Annotated in this window: 15 protein-coding genes; 5 read left to right on the top strand and 10 right to left on the bottom strand. The window is 48.3% G+C overall.

All coding sequences use genetic code 11. The features are described 5' to 3' along the window. Nucleotides 1-76: 76 nt before the first annotated feature. From VMF88_10795 to VMF88_10785, 3 genes are all read left to right on the top strand, one after another. Nucleotides 77-1,276 (top strand): ATP-binding protein, encoded by a 1,200-nt coding sequence (locus tag VMF88_10795; GenBank protein ID HTY11549.1) that lies wholly within the window; start codon nt 77-79, stop codon nt 1,274-1,276. After that, nucleotides 1,273-2,700: a sigma-54 dependent transcriptional regulator gene (locus tag VMF88_10790; GenBank protein HTY11548.1), complete on the top strand. Its 1,428-nt coding sequence runs from the start codon at nt 1,273-1,275 to the stop codon at nt 2,698-2,700. The genes VMF88_10795 and VMF88_10790 overlap by 4 nt, the downstream gene beginning before the upstream one ends. 245 nt (nt 2,701-2,945) lie before the next feature. Then, on the top strand, nt 2,946-3,374 hold the full coding sequence (locus VMF88_10785) for a hypothetical protein (GenBank protein ID HTY11547.1): 429 nt from the start codon (nt 2,946-2,948) through the stop codon (nt 3,372-3,374). Between the two features lie 268 nt (nt 3,375-3,642). Here VMF88_10785 and katG read toward each other — a convergent pair whose 3' ends face one another. Together katG and VMF88_10775 are read right to left on the bottom strand one after the other, a co-directional pair. Continuing rightward, nucleotides 3,643-5,817 (bottom strand): catalase/peroxidase HPI, encoded by a 2,175-nt coding sequence (gene katG / locus VMF88_10780; GenBank protein HTY11546.1) that lies wholly within the window; start codon nt 5,815-5,817, stop codon nt 3,643-3,645. Nucleotides 5,818-6,203: 386 nt separating this feature from the next. Then, the gene (locus tag VMF88_10775; GenBank protein ID HTY11545.1) at nt 6,204-7,595 is read right to left on the bottom strand and encodes a glycoside hydrolase family 5 protein; all 1,392 of its coding nucleotides are present in this window, start codon (nt 7,593-7,595) and stop codon (nt 6,204-6,206) included. Nucleotides 7,596-8,715: 1,120 nt separating this feature from the next. On the opposite strand from VMF88_10775, the gene VMF88_10770 reads away from it, so the two are divergent. Then, on the top strand, nt 8,716-10,146 hold the full coding sequence (locus VMF88_10770; GenBank protein HTY11544.1) for a carboxylesterase family protein: 1,431 nt from the start codon (nt 8,716-8,718) through the stop codon (nt 10,144-10,146). Between the two features lie 298 nt (nt 10,147-10,444). Here VMF88_10770 and VMF88_10765 read toward each other — a convergent pair whose 3' ends face one another. Next, nucleotides 10,445-10,990: a transposase gene (locus VMF88_10765; GenBank protein HTY11543.1), complete on the bottom strand. Its 546-nt coding sequence runs from the start codon at nt 10,988-10,990 to the stop codon at nt 10,445-10,447. 169 nt (nt 10,991-11,159) lie between these two features. Beyond that, nucleotides 11,160-11,660, bottom strand: coding sequence for an ATP-binding protein (locus tag VMF88_10760; GenBank protein HTY11542.1), 501 nt, complete (start codon nt 11,658-11,660; stop codon nt 11,160-11,162). 16 nt (nt 11,661-11,676) lie between these two features. Between VMF88_10760 and VMF88_10755 the strand changes: the two genes are divergently transcribed. Next, nucleotides 11,677-12,111: a helix-turn-helix transcriptional regulator gene (locus VMF88_10755; protein HTY11541.1), complete on the top strand. Its 435-nt coding sequence runs from the start codon at nt 11,677-11,679 to the stop codon at nt 12,109-12,111. A 126-nt stretch (nt 12,112-12,237) separates the two neighbouring features. Here the strand turns inward: VMF88_10755 and VMF88_10750 are convergent, their stop codons facing one another. The 6 genes from VMF88_10750 to VMF88_10725 all read right to left on the bottom strand — a co-directional run bounded on the left by VMF88_10750 (nt 12,238) and on the right by VMF88_10725 (nt 16,633). Continuing rightward, nucleotides 12,238-12,837 (bottom strand): hypothetical protein, encoded by a 600-nt coding sequence (locus tag VMF88_10750; protein HTY11540.1) that lies wholly within the window; start codon nt 12,835-12,837, stop codon nt 12,238-12,240. A gap of 67 nt (nt 12,838-12,904) precedes the next feature. After that, the gene (locus tag VMF88_10745) at nt 12,905-13,780 is read right to left on the bottom strand and encodes a hypothetical protein (protein HTY11539.1); all 876 of its coding nucleotides are present in this window, start codon (nt 13,778-13,780) and stop codon (nt 12,905-12,907) included. A gap of 13 nt (nt 13,781-13,793) precedes the next feature. Further along, nucleotides 13,794-14,435, bottom strand: a complete 642-nt coding sequence (locus VMF88_10740; protein HTY11538.1) for a hypothetical protein — start codon at nt 14,433-14,435, stop codon at nt 13,794-13,796. 209 nt (nt 14,436-14,644) lie between these two features. After that, on the bottom strand, nt 14,645-15,418 hold the full coding sequence (locus tag VMF88_10735) for a hypothetical protein (GenBank protein HTY11537.1): 774 nt from the start codon (nt 15,416-15,418) through the stop codon (nt 14,645-14,647). 151 nt (nt 15,419-15,569) lie between these two features. Beyond that, on the bottom strand, nt 15,570-16,034 hold the full coding sequence (locus VMF88_10730) for a hypothetical protein (GenBank protein HTY11536.1): 465 nt from the start codon (nt 16,032-16,034) through the stop codon (nt 15,570-15,572). A 2-nt stretch (nt 16,035-16,036) separates the two neighbouring features. Next, entirely contained in the window at nt 16,037-16,633 is a 597-nt protein-coding gene (locus tag VMF88_10725) for a hypothetical protein (GenBank protein ID HTY11535.1), read from the bottom strand. Nucleotides 16,634-16,635: the final 2 nt, after the last annotated feature.

The following is a 16,635-nucleotide window of genomic DNA, read 5'->3' as shown; positions in this document are numbered from 1 at the left end:
ATGCGCCTTCCTTCAACATTGGCTTAAAATTCATATATTAAGGAAACGTTAACGGCAGGAATTTCAAAAGAAACGCATGGATATCGAGCAGCGATACGAAAAACTGATCAATTATCTCACCGATTATATCTACACCGTCACCGTTAAAAACGGCGTGGTGGTCGATACGTTCCACGGGCCGGGATGCGTGTCGGTGACAGGATACACATCGGAGAATTATAAAAAAGACCCGCAACTCTGGTACAGGATGGTCCATCACAAGGATCGCGAAAAAGTTCTGGAACAAGCGCGGCTCGCTCTTGCCGGAAAGGAAGTCAGCCCGGTCGAACATCGCATTATCCATAAGGATGGTACGATCCGCTGGATACGAAATAAAATTGTTTTGACAAAGGACGACAGCGGTTCACTCCTGGCGTATGACGGACTTATCAACGACATCACGGAGCTGAAGCGCGCCGAGATCGCCGCGACCATCCGCAATCAACAGCTGAAGCAGGCCGATAAGATGGCGTCGCTCGGCATCCTCGTGTCCGGCATTGCTCACGAGATCAACAATCCTAATAATTTCATCCTCCTCAACGCGCAGCTCTACGCAAAAATATGGAAGGATGTCACTCCGATTCTCGATGCTTATTATGTGGAGAACGGCGACTTCAGCGTCGCCGGAATGCCGTACAGTTCCTCGAAAGAAAAGATCGCGCAGTCCCTCGAAGGCATCTTCAAAGGGTCCGAAAGAATTCAGAGCATCACCGCCGGCCTTACCGAGTACGCAAAAGCGGACAGCGACTCGTTGAACGAACGCGTCAATATCAATAAGGTTGTGGAGATGGCTATTCTGATCACCGGCAACCTGATCAAAAAATCGACGAGTAATTTTACGGTTGACTACGGCAAGGACATTCCGTTGATACGGGGGAATGCTCAACAACTGGAACAGGTCGTCATCAATCTCATTAATAATGCCTGCCAGTCGTTGAAACATCCGTCGGCGGGGATCACCGTATCGACGTATTTCAATAGAACGAGAAACAAGGTCAGGATCAAAGTTGAAGACCAGGGGGTAGGAATCAAGCCGGATGACTTAAAATACATCATGGACCCATTTTTCACAACAAAGCGGGAGATGGGAGGAACCGGGCTTGGACTTTCGGTGTCCTATAACATCGTAAAAAGTCACGGAGGCCTTTTGATCCTGAACAGCAAACCGGATAAAGGGACTGTTGCGCGCGCATCGTTTCCTCCAATCTCAGAAAGCAGCGAGGAAATACCTCAATGAGTTCCAAAATCTTTCCAGCCGCTCCTATTCTTTTTGTCGATGATGAGGAGCATTTTCTGCTGAGCGTCGAGTTGACCCTCTCGTCGAACGGCATCACAAATATCGAAACGTGCAAGGACAGCCGTCAGGTGATGCAACGACTCTCGAAGAAGTATTACGCTCTCGTCGCGCTCGACATCAACATGCAGCACATTTCCGGCATAGAGCTTCTCCGGCAGATTGTCGCCGCCTATCCGGAAATCCCTGTCATCATGATCACCGCGGTCAACAGCGTCGATAGCGCAGTACAATGCATCAAGGAAGGGGCGTTCGATTACGTGGTCAAGCCGATCAACGAGCAGAAGCTGGTCACGACGATCAAACGGGGACTGGAGCTGGCCGAGATCCGGAACGAAAACGAAATGTTGAAGCAATCGCTCCTCCGGGAGAATGTCGAAGACCCTGAGGCCTTCAAAGAAATCATGACACACAGCGCGCCGATCCGCTCGATCTTTCGGTACATCGAAGCGATCGCAAAGACGAACCTCCCCGTGCTTATCACCGGCGAGACGGGAACGGGAAAAGAACTTTTTGCTCAGGCGGTTCACAAGGCAAGCGGGAGAAAAGGAGAACTGGTTTCTGTCAACGTCGCCGGCGTGGACGATAATTTTTTTTCCGACACGCTCTTCGGCCATAAAAAAGGGGCCTTCACCGGGGCGGAGCAGGAGCGGAAAGGGCTTATCGAAAAAGCGGACGACGGCACGTTATTTCTCGATGAAATCGGCGATCTGAGCACGGCGTCGCAGGTGAAATTACTCCGTCTTCTGCAGGACGGGAGTTATTATCCGCTCGGGTCGGATATCGCAAAACTCTCTGACGCAAGGATCATCGTCGCAACCCACAGGGATATTAAGGCGATGCAATCGGACGGCACGTTCCGTCAAGACCTCTACTATCGGCTAAAGGCACACCACATCACGATTCCTCCGCTCCGCGAGAGGAAGCTTGACGTGCCGTATTTGATCGACCATTTTATCACAAAAGCCGCCGCAGAGCTCGGCAAGAAAAGGCCGACGGTCCCGAAAGAACTGTACACCCTCCTCAACAATTATTCGTTCCCCGGCAATGTGCGGGAGCTCGAAGGAATGATGGTTGAAGCGATAAGCCTTCATACTTCCGGGATCCTCTCGCTCGAATCGATCAGAAAAAATATTTCAGAGCACCATCAGGAAAGAAATTCAAAGGAAGGAAGCGGCTCGGCGGATCAGCAGAAAAACGATCTCCTTTTTTTCCCGGGGAGATTTCCGACACTCGAGGAAGCTGACGATGCTCTTATTGAAGAGGCATTAAAACGCGCTGACGGGAACCAGACGATCGCCGCCGAGCTGCTGGGAATTTCACGGCGCGCACTCAACAACAGGCTTCGTCGAACCGATGAAAAATAGAAGGCGATATATTGTCCATACCTTGGACTAGTGCCACATTTCTTCACTTTACCGTTGACCACCCTCCAAGCTGTAATCTGTTCAAGATCAAATCACTACCTGCTTTTCCCCTAATAACTCTGCAGTTTTGTGGCACCCATTTAAAACCCCTAAAAGATAGGAATTGCCAATTCCACTGAAAAATCAGCCTTATTGTTTGGCACATTCGTTGCTATACTCTCTTCAACCAAACAAAGGAGGATGGTATGAAAAAAACAGTGAGAACAGCAGCGACACTAGCTGCCATTTTTATCTTCGCTTTCACCGCATTATCTCAAACAACTGATGTGAGAGGAACAACCTTCAATCATCAGAGAAATTTCAAAGAGTTTGAGTATTCGCTGCAGAGCGATATTCCGGGGATCGTCGAGTCCACGATCTACACGGTGGTGCTGTATAAAAACCTTTTTCCAGCTCTGAACTACTCGCATCTGCAGGAGGAGTTGGATCAGGTCGCCCGCGCAAACAACGATGTGTCCATTGGCTACAAAGCGCGTTTAGCGAGCACCTATTTGAATTACAGTAACAACATTATCATTACACCGGTATCTCCCGCGACCGACCATGAATATCTCTTCAGGCAGATCGCAGAACAGCTGGAGCAAAAGCTTCTGGCAGTTCAATCGACGAATTGATAATGCAAACATTCTCAGACTCATCGTCGCCGAAACAGTAAAGCCCCGGGTAATGGGGCTTTGCTGTTTTTACATGAAACCGCTTCACCCCCGCGATTGGTCCTAATAGGATATTTGTCCCTGCATCGAAAAAAGCATGGGCGGACGCGTTCACCGTCCCTGCTCTCTATTTTCGATTTTACATCATCTGGACCAATGCGAAGCCTGTTTCATAAAAAGTATTATCTTGACCGAAGTGTAATCCCCCCTCAATTAAAAGATGATGTGATCAGGAGAGGTCGAAACGGTCAAGGTTCATCACCTTGTTCCAGGCTGCTGCGAAGTCGCGCAGGAACTTCTCCTGCGAATCCCCGCATGCATAGACCTCCGCCAGGGCTCTGAGTTGGGAATTCGATCCGAAGATCAGGTCGACACGCGTGGCGGTCCATTTGAATGCGCCAGTCTTGCGATCGCGGCCTTCGAATATGTCCGCATCTTTCGTGACCGCCTTCCACTCCGTCCCCATGTCGAGCAAATTCACAAAGAAGTCATTGGTGAGCGCCTCGGGGTGTTCGGTGAAAACGCCGTGCCGAGATTTTCCGACGTTAACATTCAGGACCCTCATACCGCCGACGAGCACAGTCATTTCAGGAGCGGTCAGTGTAAGCAATTGCGCCTTATCAACAAGCAACTCCTCAGCTGAAAAGGTAAAGTGAGCCTTCTTGTAGTTGCGGAAGCCGTCTGCGATCGGTTCTAGCACGGCGAAAGAGGCAGCGTCGGTTTGGGCCTGTGAGGCGTCCATCCGTCCCGGCGTGAAGGGAACAGTCAATTTATGTCCGGCCGTTTTAGCAGCCTTCTCGATAGCGGCGCAACCGGCCAGAACGATCAGATCAGCCAGCGATACCCTCTTTTTGCCAGACTGCGCTTTATTGAATGCGCTCTGGATCGCCTCAAGGGTCTTGAGCACCTTTGCCAATTGAGCCGGCTGGTTGACTTCCCAATCCTTCTGCGGGGCCAGACGTATACGTGCGCCGTTGGCGCCGCCGCGCTTATCCGAGCCGCGAAACGTGGAGGCCGACGCCCAGGCAGTTGAGACCAGCTCCGACACCGAAAGGCCGGATGCCAGAATCTTCTTCTTAAGAGCGGCAATATCCTTAGCATCGATCAGTTTGTGATTGACGGAGGGAATCGGATCCTGCCAGATGAGCTCCTCTTTCGGAACCTCAGGCCCGAGATAGCGCGCTCGGGGACCCATGTCGCGATGTGTCAGCTTGAACCACGCCCGCGCGAATGCGTCCGCAAACTGGGCGGGATGTTCCATGAACCGCCGTGAAATTTTTTCGTACGCGGGGTCGAACCGAAGGGAGAGGTCTGTCGTCAGCATGGACGGTGCGTGATGCTTTGACTGGTCATGCGCATCCGGCACCGCGTCAGCGCCTGCGCCCCCCTTTGGTTTCCACTGGTTTGCACCCGCTGGGCTCTTCGTCAGTTCCCATTCAAAGCCAAACAAGTTTTTGAAAAAGTTGTTGCTCCACTTCGTTGGTGTTGTGGTCCAAGTGACCTCCAGCCCGCTGGTGATCGCGTCGCCGGCTTTACCCGCGCCAAAACTGGACTTCCAGCCCAACCCCTGTTCTTCGATGCCGGCCGCTTCGGGCTCGGGTCCGACCAGTTTCGCATCGCCCGCCCCGTGGGCCTTGCCAAAGGTGTGGCCGCCGGCAATGAGCGCCACGGTCTCCTCGTCGTTCATCGCCATGCGCGCGAAGGTCTCGCGAATATCCCGCGCCGCGGCAATCGGGTCCGGGTTTCCGTTAGGGCCTTCTGGGTTCACGTAAATCAGCCCCATCTGCACTGCGGCGAGCGGATTTTCAAGATCACGATCTCCGGTATACCGCTTGTCCCCCAGCCACTTGTCTTCGGAGCCCCAATACACGTCCTTTTCCGGTTCCCAGATATCCGCACGCCCTCCGCCGAAACCGAAGGTCTTGAACCCCATCGATTCCAGGGCGACGTTGCCCGCGAGGATCATCAAGTCGGCCCAGGAAATCTTCCGGCCGTATTTTTGCTTGATCGGCCAAAGAAGACGGCGCGCCTTGTCGAGATTTGCATTGTCAGGCCAACTGTTGAGGGGCGCAAAACGCTGGCTGCCGTTGCCTGCTCCGCCGCGGCCGTCTCCAGTGCGGTAGGTGCCTGCACTGTGCCACGCCATTCGGATAAATAAGGGTCCGTAGTGGCCAAAATCTGCCGGCCACCAGTCCTGCGATGTCGTCATCAGCTTGTGGAGATCTTTTTTCACGGCCTTAAGGTCGAGGCTCCTGAATTCCTTGGCGTAGTTGAAATCGCTGCCCAGCGGATTGCTCTTCGGGGATTGCTGGTGCAGGATGTCAAGATTCAACTGGTGCGGCCACCATTCCCGGTTTGTCGTGCCGCCCGTAGGATGGACGGGACACATATTCTCATTGCTCATAGTTCATTGCTCCTCTCGTTTTCTGAAATGGGTCTTCGTAAGTGAATATCATGCACAATTATTGTTAATAATAATAAAAAAATACTATTTTTTCCTGTAATCTAAACATACGTTAGCATCTCAGTTTGAAAATGAACCCAACACTCGAAACTTTTGGATGGTTCTATGTGAAGAATCTTGATGGACTGAGGGAGAAAAGTGTCCGGTCTCCTTCTCGCTCCCAACGTCCTCGCTGGGAACGAGATGAAAAAAGCGGCCGAATTCGTCTATGACCGACCTGTCAAATTGGAGCTTCAGAAAGTGAAATATGCAGGTGCATTCAATAATGTCGTTCAACAACCGCAAGCGTTTTGCCTCGTCAGCAGGAGAATGAAGGTGAAGTGCAGTTATTTTTCCCGGCCAGTCAGGATGTCTTCCAGCCTCGTTCGTTTAGCGTAATTTTCGTACCGGAATGATTCGGCAATCGCCTTCAGTTGTTCTTCGGACAAACCTTTGAACAGATTGCAGTACTCCGGCACTAACGCCTCGGCGATCAGGATATGTCTGACCATCAGGGCGATCTCGCTTTTCTGCCCGTTTGGATATGGATTGTACTCGGGAAATTCTTTTTGAAACAGTTGCTCCAACGGCTCGATCACCTGCCGGATATCCTTATCGGTCGATCCCCAGGCGTCGGCTCCCAGCGAATCCTTTTTCGCCAAAAAATTCTTTACAAGTTTCATGTAGGGAGTACCGTCCTTCTGGTGTATGACGGCCTGCCGGCCTAAATCTTTGTAAAGCCAGATGCACCAGCTCACGTTATACTTGTTGAAGTATTGCAGTTGATCTTTCAGTATCTGGTACCTCATTTCATCTTTTTGCGGATCGCCGGTGTACACCGGACCGAATTCTCCAACCCAGAGCGGCACGTGGCGGGAAAACATGAACTCGCTTTTCCTCAGGAATTCTTGCTCAAGCGTATCCTTGTCATAAAAATGGCCATTGGTGTGTCCGGGATACTCTCCTCCGAAAATGAATCCGGGAACTGCATAATCGTGATTGGTATAGACCACATTTTCCCAGACTTCTGTGAACATGCTGAAATCGGTGGCGTAGTTATTTCCTTCAAGAAAGAGGATATGTTTTGGGTCTATCTTGCGGATCGCGTCGCGAAGGCGCTTATAGTACGGGAAGACCTTTTTGCCCGAAGGATCGGCCGGCTCGTTCATCAGATCGTAGCCGGCAACCCATGGTTGATTTTTGTAGCGTCGCGCAATGACCTCCCATAAGTGTACGCCTCGGTCCTGGAATTCCTTGAAGATCCAGAACGATGCTACGTGAGTGGGATTGTCGCTGTGCCAGTGCTGGTTTTGACTTCCCGGAAATGCGTGCAGGTCTATGATCGTGTAGATCTGATGCCTGGCGCACAGTTCGATAACGTTGTCAAGGTACCAAAATGCACTTTCCTTGATAACTCCCGGATTCATATCGTCCTCGAAGAGACGATAGTTAATGGGGATCCGGACCAGGTTCAGTCCAAGGCTGTGAATGTATTCGGCGTCGGAGTCGGTGAAATAACTCTTGAGGAACGCATCGAAGTAGAGTTCGTATTTCTTTTCTCCGAGAACCTTCAGCAATCCCGCGCGCATGGATTCTTCATTTGCCGGATACCCGTCAATGAAGTTCTCCATGTGGAGCATTCCGCCCAATCCAAAGCCGCGTAAACACACCGTGTCCCCCCTTTGATTGACGATTTTGTCCCCCAGCGCGCGAAGCCAATATTCGTTCGTTGATTTCATGTCATATTTGTGTTGTTCTGAAAAAGCCGTTAATAAGATGAAAGCTTGAACGATGAAGAAAGATAAGAAATATTTTCGTCTCATAGTCTTTTTGGTGATGAGTTAGTTTGATAAAATGAAATGCAAAGAACTTCCTTCTCGTTCCCAGCGTCCCGTTGGGAATGAGACGAGAACCTGCGTCGTGCACTCGAACGCAAGGTGTATCGCACATCGACAACTCATCGGATGATCTCACCCAGAGCGGTAGCCAACCTTTTTTGAATAAGCCAGTGGTGTCCAGAAGGATCCTCTATTTCTCTCTCGCGGTAGTCGTATTGGTAATCCCTCACTGAGGAAACCACCCTCATCCGTCCGACCTCGATCAAGTCCTCGCCGGGAATTGGGGAATGTAACTATTTTAAAATTAAGTTGGAGTGTGCAAATACGCAACAGCTCAAACGAGGTATGTGACGGTCCAGAAAACGCAACCAAGAATATGCGTTTCATCATTGCGTAAACTCGTTGCCAACTTCCCGTTCCCGTAATCGGTATCCGCACGTCCCGTTGGAAGCGAGATAAAACCATTAAAACCATTGGTCCCTCACATGGAATACGACATTGTTCGTTCATGCAATGTCGGCACCTGCCTCGAAACCGGACATTGAGTGATGAGCTGTCGTGTACCCGGCTGCAATGTCCCTGATCTCCTTCCCCGCCCGTTCGATTTCGAACTGGGCCGGTTTCAACTGGGTTACTATTCGTGTTGTGCCGCCCGATATTTCAATACCCCAATTCCCTTCTGCGCCGCGTACAATCGAAAGTGACGACCAGTTTCCCGTCTGCCGAGATCCATCCGATCTTATTGTTGGGAAAACAGAGTCGTTGCTGTGGCACAGCTGACGATGGGGATAGGATTCAAAAATGGGAGATCATCCGGAGATTACTGCACGTCATTATACATATTTCCCTTAATGAGAATGTAATAATTCAATGAATGACGTTGTTTTTTTCATCTTTATTCGTATAATATTGGTGTTCTTTTGAAGAACAACTCTTTGAATATGGGGATGGTATTGTGGTTTATCAAAACTCGTATTGATCATAACGGTTGTCTATTATTAACCAGAAAATTGGGAGTCATATGAAAAGTTTGTCTTTTTTACTTGGGATATGCATGACAGCAATGTTGATCCCAAGCCAAGGTGAATGTGCAAATCCTGTCTTGACCATTGAAGGAGGAAAAGTGCAAGGTGTGCAGACGCCAACCCAGGGCGTTATTGCTTATAAGGGCATCCCTTTTGCAGCGCCTCCTGTCGGCGACTTACGTTGGAAGGAACCGCAACCGGTTCTGCCATGGGAAGGCGTAAAAGTCGCAGACAAATACGGCGATGCCGCAGAACAGGTGACGTGGGATCCCACCAGTTTTTACGGCAAGGAATGGCGGGCCAGCGGTTCCGTCCCATTCAGCGAAAATTGTCTCTATTTAAATGTCTGGACATCTGCCGCGGGTCAACCGGACAAGAAACTTCCTGTTGCCATGTGGATACACGGCGGAGGATATCGCGAGGGATTTGCATTTGAACCGGAAATGGACGGCGGTGAGGAATGGGCATCGCGGGGCGTCATACTTGTATCGGTAACGTACCGCCTCGGTGTTATCGGTTTCTTTTCTCATCCTTTGTTATCGGCAGAAAGCCCGCACCACGTATCAGGAAACTATGGCTTATTAGATCAGGTTGCAGCGCTAAAATGGATCCATGCTAATATCGCACAATTCGGCGGTGATCCCAACAACATCACCATATTCGGACAGAGCGCTGGCGCCGGCAGCGTTCAATCGTTATGTGCTTCCCCGCTGTCAAAAGATCTGGTCAGCCACGCGATCAGCATGAGCGGCGGCGGATTGGGCAGCTTCCGTTTGGGAAACAATGATCTCGACACTGCGGAGGCGGAAAACAAGGGAATGATGGATTATTTCAAGAAGACGACATTACAGGAAATGCGTGCGCTCTCGTTCGATTCATTAATAGAGATGTCAAAAAGATATGGGGCTGCTACTAAAAAACCTATGTTCTGGGGACCGGTTGTCGACCATTACCTCTTGAACGGCACCTTCAGTGATGAAGCAAAGGCCGGCAAGATTGCTGATATTCCTTATATGTTCGGATATACCGCGAATGATTTATTCGATATGACGAAAGCAGTGGAAGACTTCTGCGCACTCCGTGCAGATCAAAGCAGCAAGCCGGCGTATGCCTATCAATTCGCGCGTCAGCTGCCGGGGGACAGCAGCGGTGCATTCCACTCTTCCGATCTATGGTATGTCTTCCACTCCTTTAGGCACAGTTGGCGTCCTTTTACTGCAGGCGACCAAGCATTGAGCAACAATATGGTCGCAGACTACACCAATTTTGCCAAGCATGGAAACCCAAACGGCGAGGGAAACGGTGTCTGGACTCCTTACTCTGCGAAGATTCCGAAATTAATGGTGTTGGATGTTAAGGGAGACACAGCGTCGTGCACGATGAGCGATAAACCCGAATATAAGGGGAGTTCATTCAAATGGAGGTAACTCTTCCAACGCATTAAACTAACATGCCGTGATTTGCATGGAGTTGGTCATAACCTCGTTCCCAACGTCCTCGTTGGGAACGAGCCTTTTATGAAGTTCTGCTTCCTGGACCGTCAATTTCCCCAATCCCTCTGATCTCAATCAAGCCCCCGGTGGGAGTAATAGAATGTAATTACTTTAAACTCAAGTTGGAGTCAGTGAATATGCAATGACCCAAACGAAGTATGTTGTCACGTCCAGTCATCTCGTTCCCAACGTCCCGTTGGGAACGAACCTCTTATGAAGCTCTGCTTCCTCATCACTCCTCATTCCTCCAATCAGTCTTAACCTCAAGCAATCCTTCCATTCCTCCATAATTCCTTGCGCTCGAATATCGCCACTCCCGCGCCTCATCCACATATCCCCGTCGCACAGGATTGTTGTGGATATAATCGATTTTTTGGATCAACATCTTCTCTCCATAGATCTCCTGCGGATGACTTCCCTCCTGCCAAACCTGATACATGCTCTTTGTCTTGTGCGCTTCTTTTGCATCTTGTAACTTCTCAAGAAGACCAACAAATCCCCGACCCTGCGCATAGTCGATGATCTGTCGCGCTGTGAATGATTTGAACTCCTTGACCCTTGCCTTCAGCTCTGGGCTGGATGCAATCAGATGGAGGTGATGTTCCATAATCACATAGGCATACAATACCACCTGACGATCCTTCTGAAGGAAGCGTAACGAGTCCAAAACAAGCGCTGTAATCTCGGGATTTGTGAAGAGAGGCATCCACTCGACTATGGTGGCAGTTAAGAAGTGTGGCTGGTCTTCGTTATAGATTTTGTAGCGGCTGCGTGACATTATTCCCCCCAGATGAATGTCAGAAGCAGATCTTCATAGGAAGCTCGTTCCCAACGAGACGTTGGGAACGAGGTGAACGGATTTGTATGTGCCGCCCGATTGAAACCGAACAATCCTTTTCATCTCGCTCCCAACGAGGCGTTGAAATCGAGATGATGAACACTTCCCATCAATTCATCCACAAATTTCTGTCTAAGCTCCGGTATTGAATCGCCTCGCCGAGGTGTTCGGGGCGGATCTCGTCGCTACCTCCTAAATCGGCAATCGTTCGAGCTACTTTAAGTATTCGATCGTACGCCCTTGCTGAAAGTCCTAGTTTGGCCATTGCCATCTTCAACAGCACTTCCCCGTCGGAATCTATGGTACAGAATTCCCGGATCTCCTTCGATTGCATGTCTGCGTTTGAAAAAAGTCCGGGCCTTTTCTTAAAGCGTTTTGCCTGTCTCTCGCGGGCGCAGATGACGCGGGCGCGGACGGCGTCAGACGGCTCCCCCGGCTTCTTTTGGCCCAGCTCGGCGACTTTCACTGCTGGAACCTCGATGTGAATGTCGATGCGGTCGAGCAGCGGGCCTGAAATTTTCGCCATGTACTTCTGGATCTGCATCGGCGTGCAAGTACACTCGTGATGAGGATTGCCGTAATTTCCGCAGGGACATAGATGCGTTGCCAATCGGGATGGCCTCGAAATCGTTCTTAAAGGCCAAAAACCGTCGAAGATCCCTAAAACTCTTACCACCTGGGGAGACCACATCAAGAAGCAACGGCTGGAGCTGGGGCTTCTCCAAAGGGAGGTTGCGGAGCGACTGGGGGTCACTGAATCCTCGGTTTACGATTGGGAGAAGCACCGGACGGATCCCATGGTGCACCTGATACCCCGGATAACGCAGTTCCTCGGCTACACCCCTCCGCTCTTCCACCGACAAACGACCGGGCAGAAGATCGTCGCGTATAGGCACGTCCGTGGAATGAGCCAGCGGGCGTTGGCCCTTGAATTGAACGTCGATCCGGGAACGCTGGGGCGGTGGGAAAGAGATGAAAGTTTTCCGACAGGACAACTCAAAACACGGCTTGAGCCTTTCTTCAGGGAGATTCCTTCTTACCCTGAAATATCAAACCGTTAACTATTCTGAGAAGACCGGCACGGCTCTGTACAAAAGGCTCGCGCGCTCGCCCTTCATTCAATAAATAAATTGATTGATATGCTTTTTCGATGTCATACAATTGCGCATCAATTCAAGCACACAAACTCATTCTTGCTTATTGGTCATCGCGCTTTTACTTGTGTTCAATCCAATCCCAAGCTCCTTTGAAAAAGTGCCCATCAGCGATTGATAAGCATCGTGAATATCTATGGGATCAGAACAATTTGAAGGGCTGGAAAACAATGTTTGCCATTTTGACTCCCAGTGGACCTTGGACGATTGTCTCCGGTCTCCATCGGAGCTTTTAATGGGGGTCCGCAGTTTTGCGTCGAGCCCGGCACCAACGAACGTTTGAAAACACAAATCTTCAAATTTCTTGAATGAAGATATGAATGACGGCGAGAATAAAGGCGCATAGATGTGGACTTTTTCGTCTAACTTTCTCTTAGTCTCAATGATTTGTACTGGCGTCAGTTCTTTCCAATTACCAACGAATTCATAATAGCAATACATGTCATTTAGCAGAGGCGCTAATTCGTCATAGACAATAATGCGTTTTTCAACAACCTTTTGATTAGTCCACTGAGTCGCTTCTATGCGCTTAGCTATGCGATTAACCCAAATACCGAGCAATAGTAAAAGAAGCGGTGTAAGTACGTCAACGAGAATTTTAATTAATTCAAGGCTATTCCACGGCGATTGCATTTAAATTATGTCCCTTGTTATTCATTGCAGAAATATTTTCAATAATGTCCAGCTACGCAATGTCTTGTTAGGCCTTCACATCAAAATCAAAGTCCTGACTGAGGTTAATAGCCTGATCCAAATCTCTCATAGTATTAAGAAGCAGCACCTTGCTTTGTCGGCCGATGGGCATGCTCTCTACTATTTCAACCAAAGTGGTCTTTCTTCTTGATTTCAATATAAGGGCATTTTGGAAGAGGCGAAGCACTCCGAAAACATCTGGCTCGATGGGGTGGAAAGGAAGGGCGAGTCTGCGCCAATGATAATGCTTTTCCATCGCATGCCGGATAGCACTATTGTAGCTCATCAAAAATGGCAAAATGGCTTCCTCCGCATCAACCCTTTTGCGTGTTATTTCAGCGTCGAGGAAATAAGCCAAGTCCAAGTAGTTTCCTAATGGCAAGCCAAGTGTGCCCATTGGAATAGTTCGATATGCCTCCAATGTGTCTCGCATGATAATCCATTGTTCAGAAGCTAAATTACTTTTAGGTAAAGCCGATGCAGAATAAGCCAAAAGAACATATGCCATTTGATGCCTAAAGCTATCAATGAGTTGATCGTCTGCTTTTGTTTCTTGCCAGAATCGAATATCACTCCATTCTTTGGGGGTCGTTCCGACAAATGCGGCCATGATTATGGCATAGGGCATCTTTAACCTAGCATAGATGTCCGCCGCAGCCGAAAAATTTTGTTGCGCTCTCTTCAAATCACCTAATAGGAGTGCATGAGACCCCGATCGTCTTAAGTTAGTTGCCGCAAATCCCGCCCGCATCATGGAACTTTCTTTGGTCATTTTGTCTTCCATGTAAACTCTGTAGGTAAAACCCAGATTCTCACAAACATCCAGGTCCCTTTGAATCACTTCTATATCTAGGTCAAACTCCGCCAGAAAATCCTTGTCCATCTTATCTTTCCTTTCACGAGAGAATATCTCTTACATTGTTGTAGTTCTCCGGAGGCAAATAGAGCGGGTTGGGAGTATTTGCAGCCGGCTGGGGAATCTGATGCGCATTGATATCTCTTTTGAAATCTAGCATAGACCACAACTCAACCCGTTCAATCTGTGTTGGGGGGATAATGATTTTGGCAGTTATTTCTCCTTCGGGTTGGAAGGGCGAGTAATCATTGTAGACGTTTAACTCTCGGAGCTCTTCGGCAAACTGTTGATGGCCTATGGCTCTTTTACCAAGAATAAACACATAACAGAAAAAGAGGTAACCGTCTCTCCTCCAAGCGTCAGTTGCAAAATATAATGCTTCAAACCATGCAGGTATCAAAACGTTTCTATTCAACAACGCATCTCGTTCGACTGTCCCAGCAGTTGTCGATATAAAAGGAGTCCGCTCGTTAAATGGCCGCCCCCCTTCCTGCGGGTCCGGAGTATCGTAATGATTTTGATGCCAAATTAAATTACGTTCATTGAGACGTTGCGGTATCTCCTCATTGGGCAAGGGATTTACAAGATGCCACCAATGGCAAGTAATCCCAGATCGCATAAACGACAACGCTTCATCGTTGGTAATTCCCCCGATACCTTTGATTACTTTTTGTATGATCATAAGGTCTCAATTTTGTCAGTTTTAATTTTATGAACAATTAATAGTCCAAACTCGGTTCTAATATCTTGTCATTTTTAAGTACTGTGCAAACCGACAGTATGCTGACTATATCTAGTCAGCAACCGGATTACGGGAAAACTCAAATTAAGGGTTGAGCCTTTCTTCAGGGAGTGTCTTTCAGACGGCGGACGGACTGAGAACATCGGTAATTAAGAAAACGGCTTGTCTGCAGACGTCGCCAAACAGTATTTCTGCTGATATTCCGGTTTTTGAAGGATATTCCAAAGTTGTTTTACTTCTCCGGTAATCATCCCATCAATTCCTCTTGGCATATCAAGGTATAGTTTCATTTTATTTTCATTATTTACTGTCCATGGGTAAACCATCTTAAAACTATTTCCATTTCCTGCATCGCGAAGTTCAGTTGCCCGGCGAATCTCGTTCACATATTGATCCAGTGTTGACGATAGCACGCTGTTCCCATTGCCATAGGTGTAGTGGAGATTTCGGTTTTTGAAGAAATCATCCGCCTGATCAGCCGTCGTTCCTCCATCGACCCCAATGCTCTCATACAATCCTTGATTTTGAATGCATGTGACACTACCCATCGATGTCGATTCTCCGACCGTTGTGAGTATTGCAACCTTGGGATGAGTATTTGAAAAATGAATTCTGATCATATCGTATAATGCTCTTATATCAAAATCATTTGCGTTTTTCAGATCAAAAGCGATCAACGCCAAATTGAATCCACGGTTTTGTAAAAGCTGAGCACTAAGGTCTTTCAGATACTCTTGCAGGGATGGAGGTGTTTTTGAAAATACATCCCATATCGCCGGTGACTCTTGAACGAAAAATTTTTCGGGCTTTTCAGAGTCATAATAAACATCAGGTTCGAGACCATTCGCGCCATCCTGCAAACATTGAACGGCATCTGGAACCGTATTCGGATTATGACCGAGTAGGTAAAACTTTCGTGGCATTTTCGGCACACCTCAGATAGTGCAACATCTTGAAAATATTATTCTGTAATTATGATCTCGCTTTTTACTTTGTCGAATCCAAAAATGTTGTGAGGGCCTGGATGATCCGTGGGCGAAGTAGAACGGTAAGAAAATACGATCACGGTGTGGATCATAGAGTCAATTCTCTCTTGGAGAACGGGACTCGAATCTTCACTATGAAAGGTTCTTCTACGAAAGGATCTTCTACCTTCAGGCCAAGGATTCTGCTGTCGAAAAATTGGTCGAAGTCGTCCAGGGTGTGTAGATTGTCATTTCGAAGCTCCTTGAGTGCTGGTCGGAATGAAGACTGAAAAACCGCTCGCTTGTTGAGGTCTTCAGCAATGCCTGGTAAGAATTGCTCTCGCAAAGCGTATGTCTTGAGTCGATAGTTCCGGTGTTTTCGTGGGCTACCGATCAAAATGAGACAAAGCATGCCAAACACCAAAGCAAATTCCTTCTTAGGCGCTTCTTTAAAACCCTGAGGGTTACGAAATTCCAAAATGAGATCAGCTCCAGTAGCTAGGTCATCTTTGTTTTCACCCTCAAAAAGAAGTTGATTATCATGAGGAGAAATAAAGTCCAGTGATGACAACATGACTATTTTCCCTTTCGGATTTGTGGAAAAAGAACGAGCGAATCTTTGTTTCGTGATGCGGATGAATCCGCACCGATATTCACTTGATCATGTTTGTAATTCGGTCCAGTCTGTTCTAGTTGTACGAAATGAAGTTTATCAATTCTAAATATGAAACCGAAATAGGAAAAAAGGACAAAGACACCTACAAGAACTAAATGTGCGGCAAGGCCGTACCAAATCATAAATAGATGGTTCTTCTTATTCTTGGCAATCATTTTATTTTCATCTTCAAATTCGGTGGCACTGTAATAGAGAAGATACAGCGCAACAATGAGGGCACCGGAAAAAAAGAAAATCGCCACGAAGACAGGTACAATCTCGGTGGATACTCCTTGGCCGTAATGTTCGCGTAACCAAATCACAAGTGTCGCCAGGCCTAGTATAAATATGCCTACGACAGTAATTCCGGTCGAGATAGATTCTCGAATCATTTTTAATGAATAGGGCTCTGAGCGGGTGCCGTGAATTTTAAATTCTCGTAACGACAAAACCGCAATCAGAAAAAGCCATCCGAAAGGAATCCAGAACCAAAGTGAGCCAAGAATTGCGTAAAGCATCG

Source organism: Bacteroidota bacterium, from assembly GCA_035506275.1.
Lineage (GTDB): Bacteria > Bacteroidota > Ignavibacteria > UBA10030 > UBA8401 > JAGVPT01.
The sequence above is the reverse complement of the archived record's forward strand: the minus strand, read 5'-3'. Positions and strand labels throughout refer to the sequence as shown.

What these genes read in the sequence shown, in the direction of transcription:
- VMF88_10795 (HTY11549.1), top strand. Translation starts at nt 77, where the DNA reads ATGGATATCGAGCAGCGATACGAAAAACTGATCAATTATCTCACCGAT.
- VMF88_10790 (HTY11548.1), top strand. Translation starts at nt 1,273, where the DNA reads ATGAGTTCCAAAATCTTTCCAGCCGCTCCTATTCTTTTTGTCGATGAT.
- VMF88_10785 (HTY11547.1), top strand. Translation starts at nt 2,946, where the DNA reads ATGAAAAAAACAGTGAGAACAGCAGCGACACTAGCTGCCATTTTTATC.
- katG (HTY11546.1), bottom strand. Translation starts at nt 5,817, where the DNA reads ATGAGCAATGAGAATATGTGTCCCGTCCATCCTACGGGCGGCACGACA.
- VMF88_10775 (HTY11545.1), bottom strand. Translation starts at nt 7,595, where the DNA reads ATGAAATCAACGAACGAATATTGGCTTCGCGCGCTGGGGGACAAAATC.
- VMF88_10770 (HTY11544.1), top strand. Translation starts at nt 8,716, where the DNA reads ATGAAAAGTTTGTCTTTTTTACTTGGGATATGCATGACAGCAATGTTG.
- VMF88_10765 (HTY11543.1), bottom strand. Translation starts at nt 10,990, where the DNA reads ATGTCACGCAGCCGCTACAAAATCTATAACGAAGACCAGCCACACTTC.
- VMF88_10750 (HTY11540.1), bottom strand. Translation starts at nt 12,837, where the DNA reads ATGCAATCGCCGTGGAATAGCCTTGAATTAATTAAAATTCTCGTTGAC.
- VMF88_10745 (HTY11539.1), bottom strand. Translation starts at nt 13,780, where the DNA reads ATGGACAAGGATTTTCTGGCGGAGTTTGACCTAGATATAGAAGTGATT.
- VMF88_10740 (HTY11538.1), bottom strand. Translation starts at nt 14,435, where the DNA reads ATGATCATACAAAAAGTAATCAAAGGTATCGGGGGAATTACCAACGAT.
- VMF88_10735 (HTY11537.1), bottom strand. Translation starts at nt 15,418, where the DNA reads ATGCCACGAAAGTTTTACCTACTCGGTCATAATCCGAATACGGTTCCA.
- VMF88_10730 (HTY11536.1), bottom strand. Translation starts at nt 16,034, where the DNA reads ATGTTGTCATCACTGGACTTTATTTCTCCTCATGATAATCAACTTCTT.
- VMF88_10725 (HTY11535.1), bottom strand. Translation starts at nt 16,633, where the DNA reads ATGCTTTACGCAATTCTTGGCTCACTTTGGTTCTGGATTCCTTTCGGA.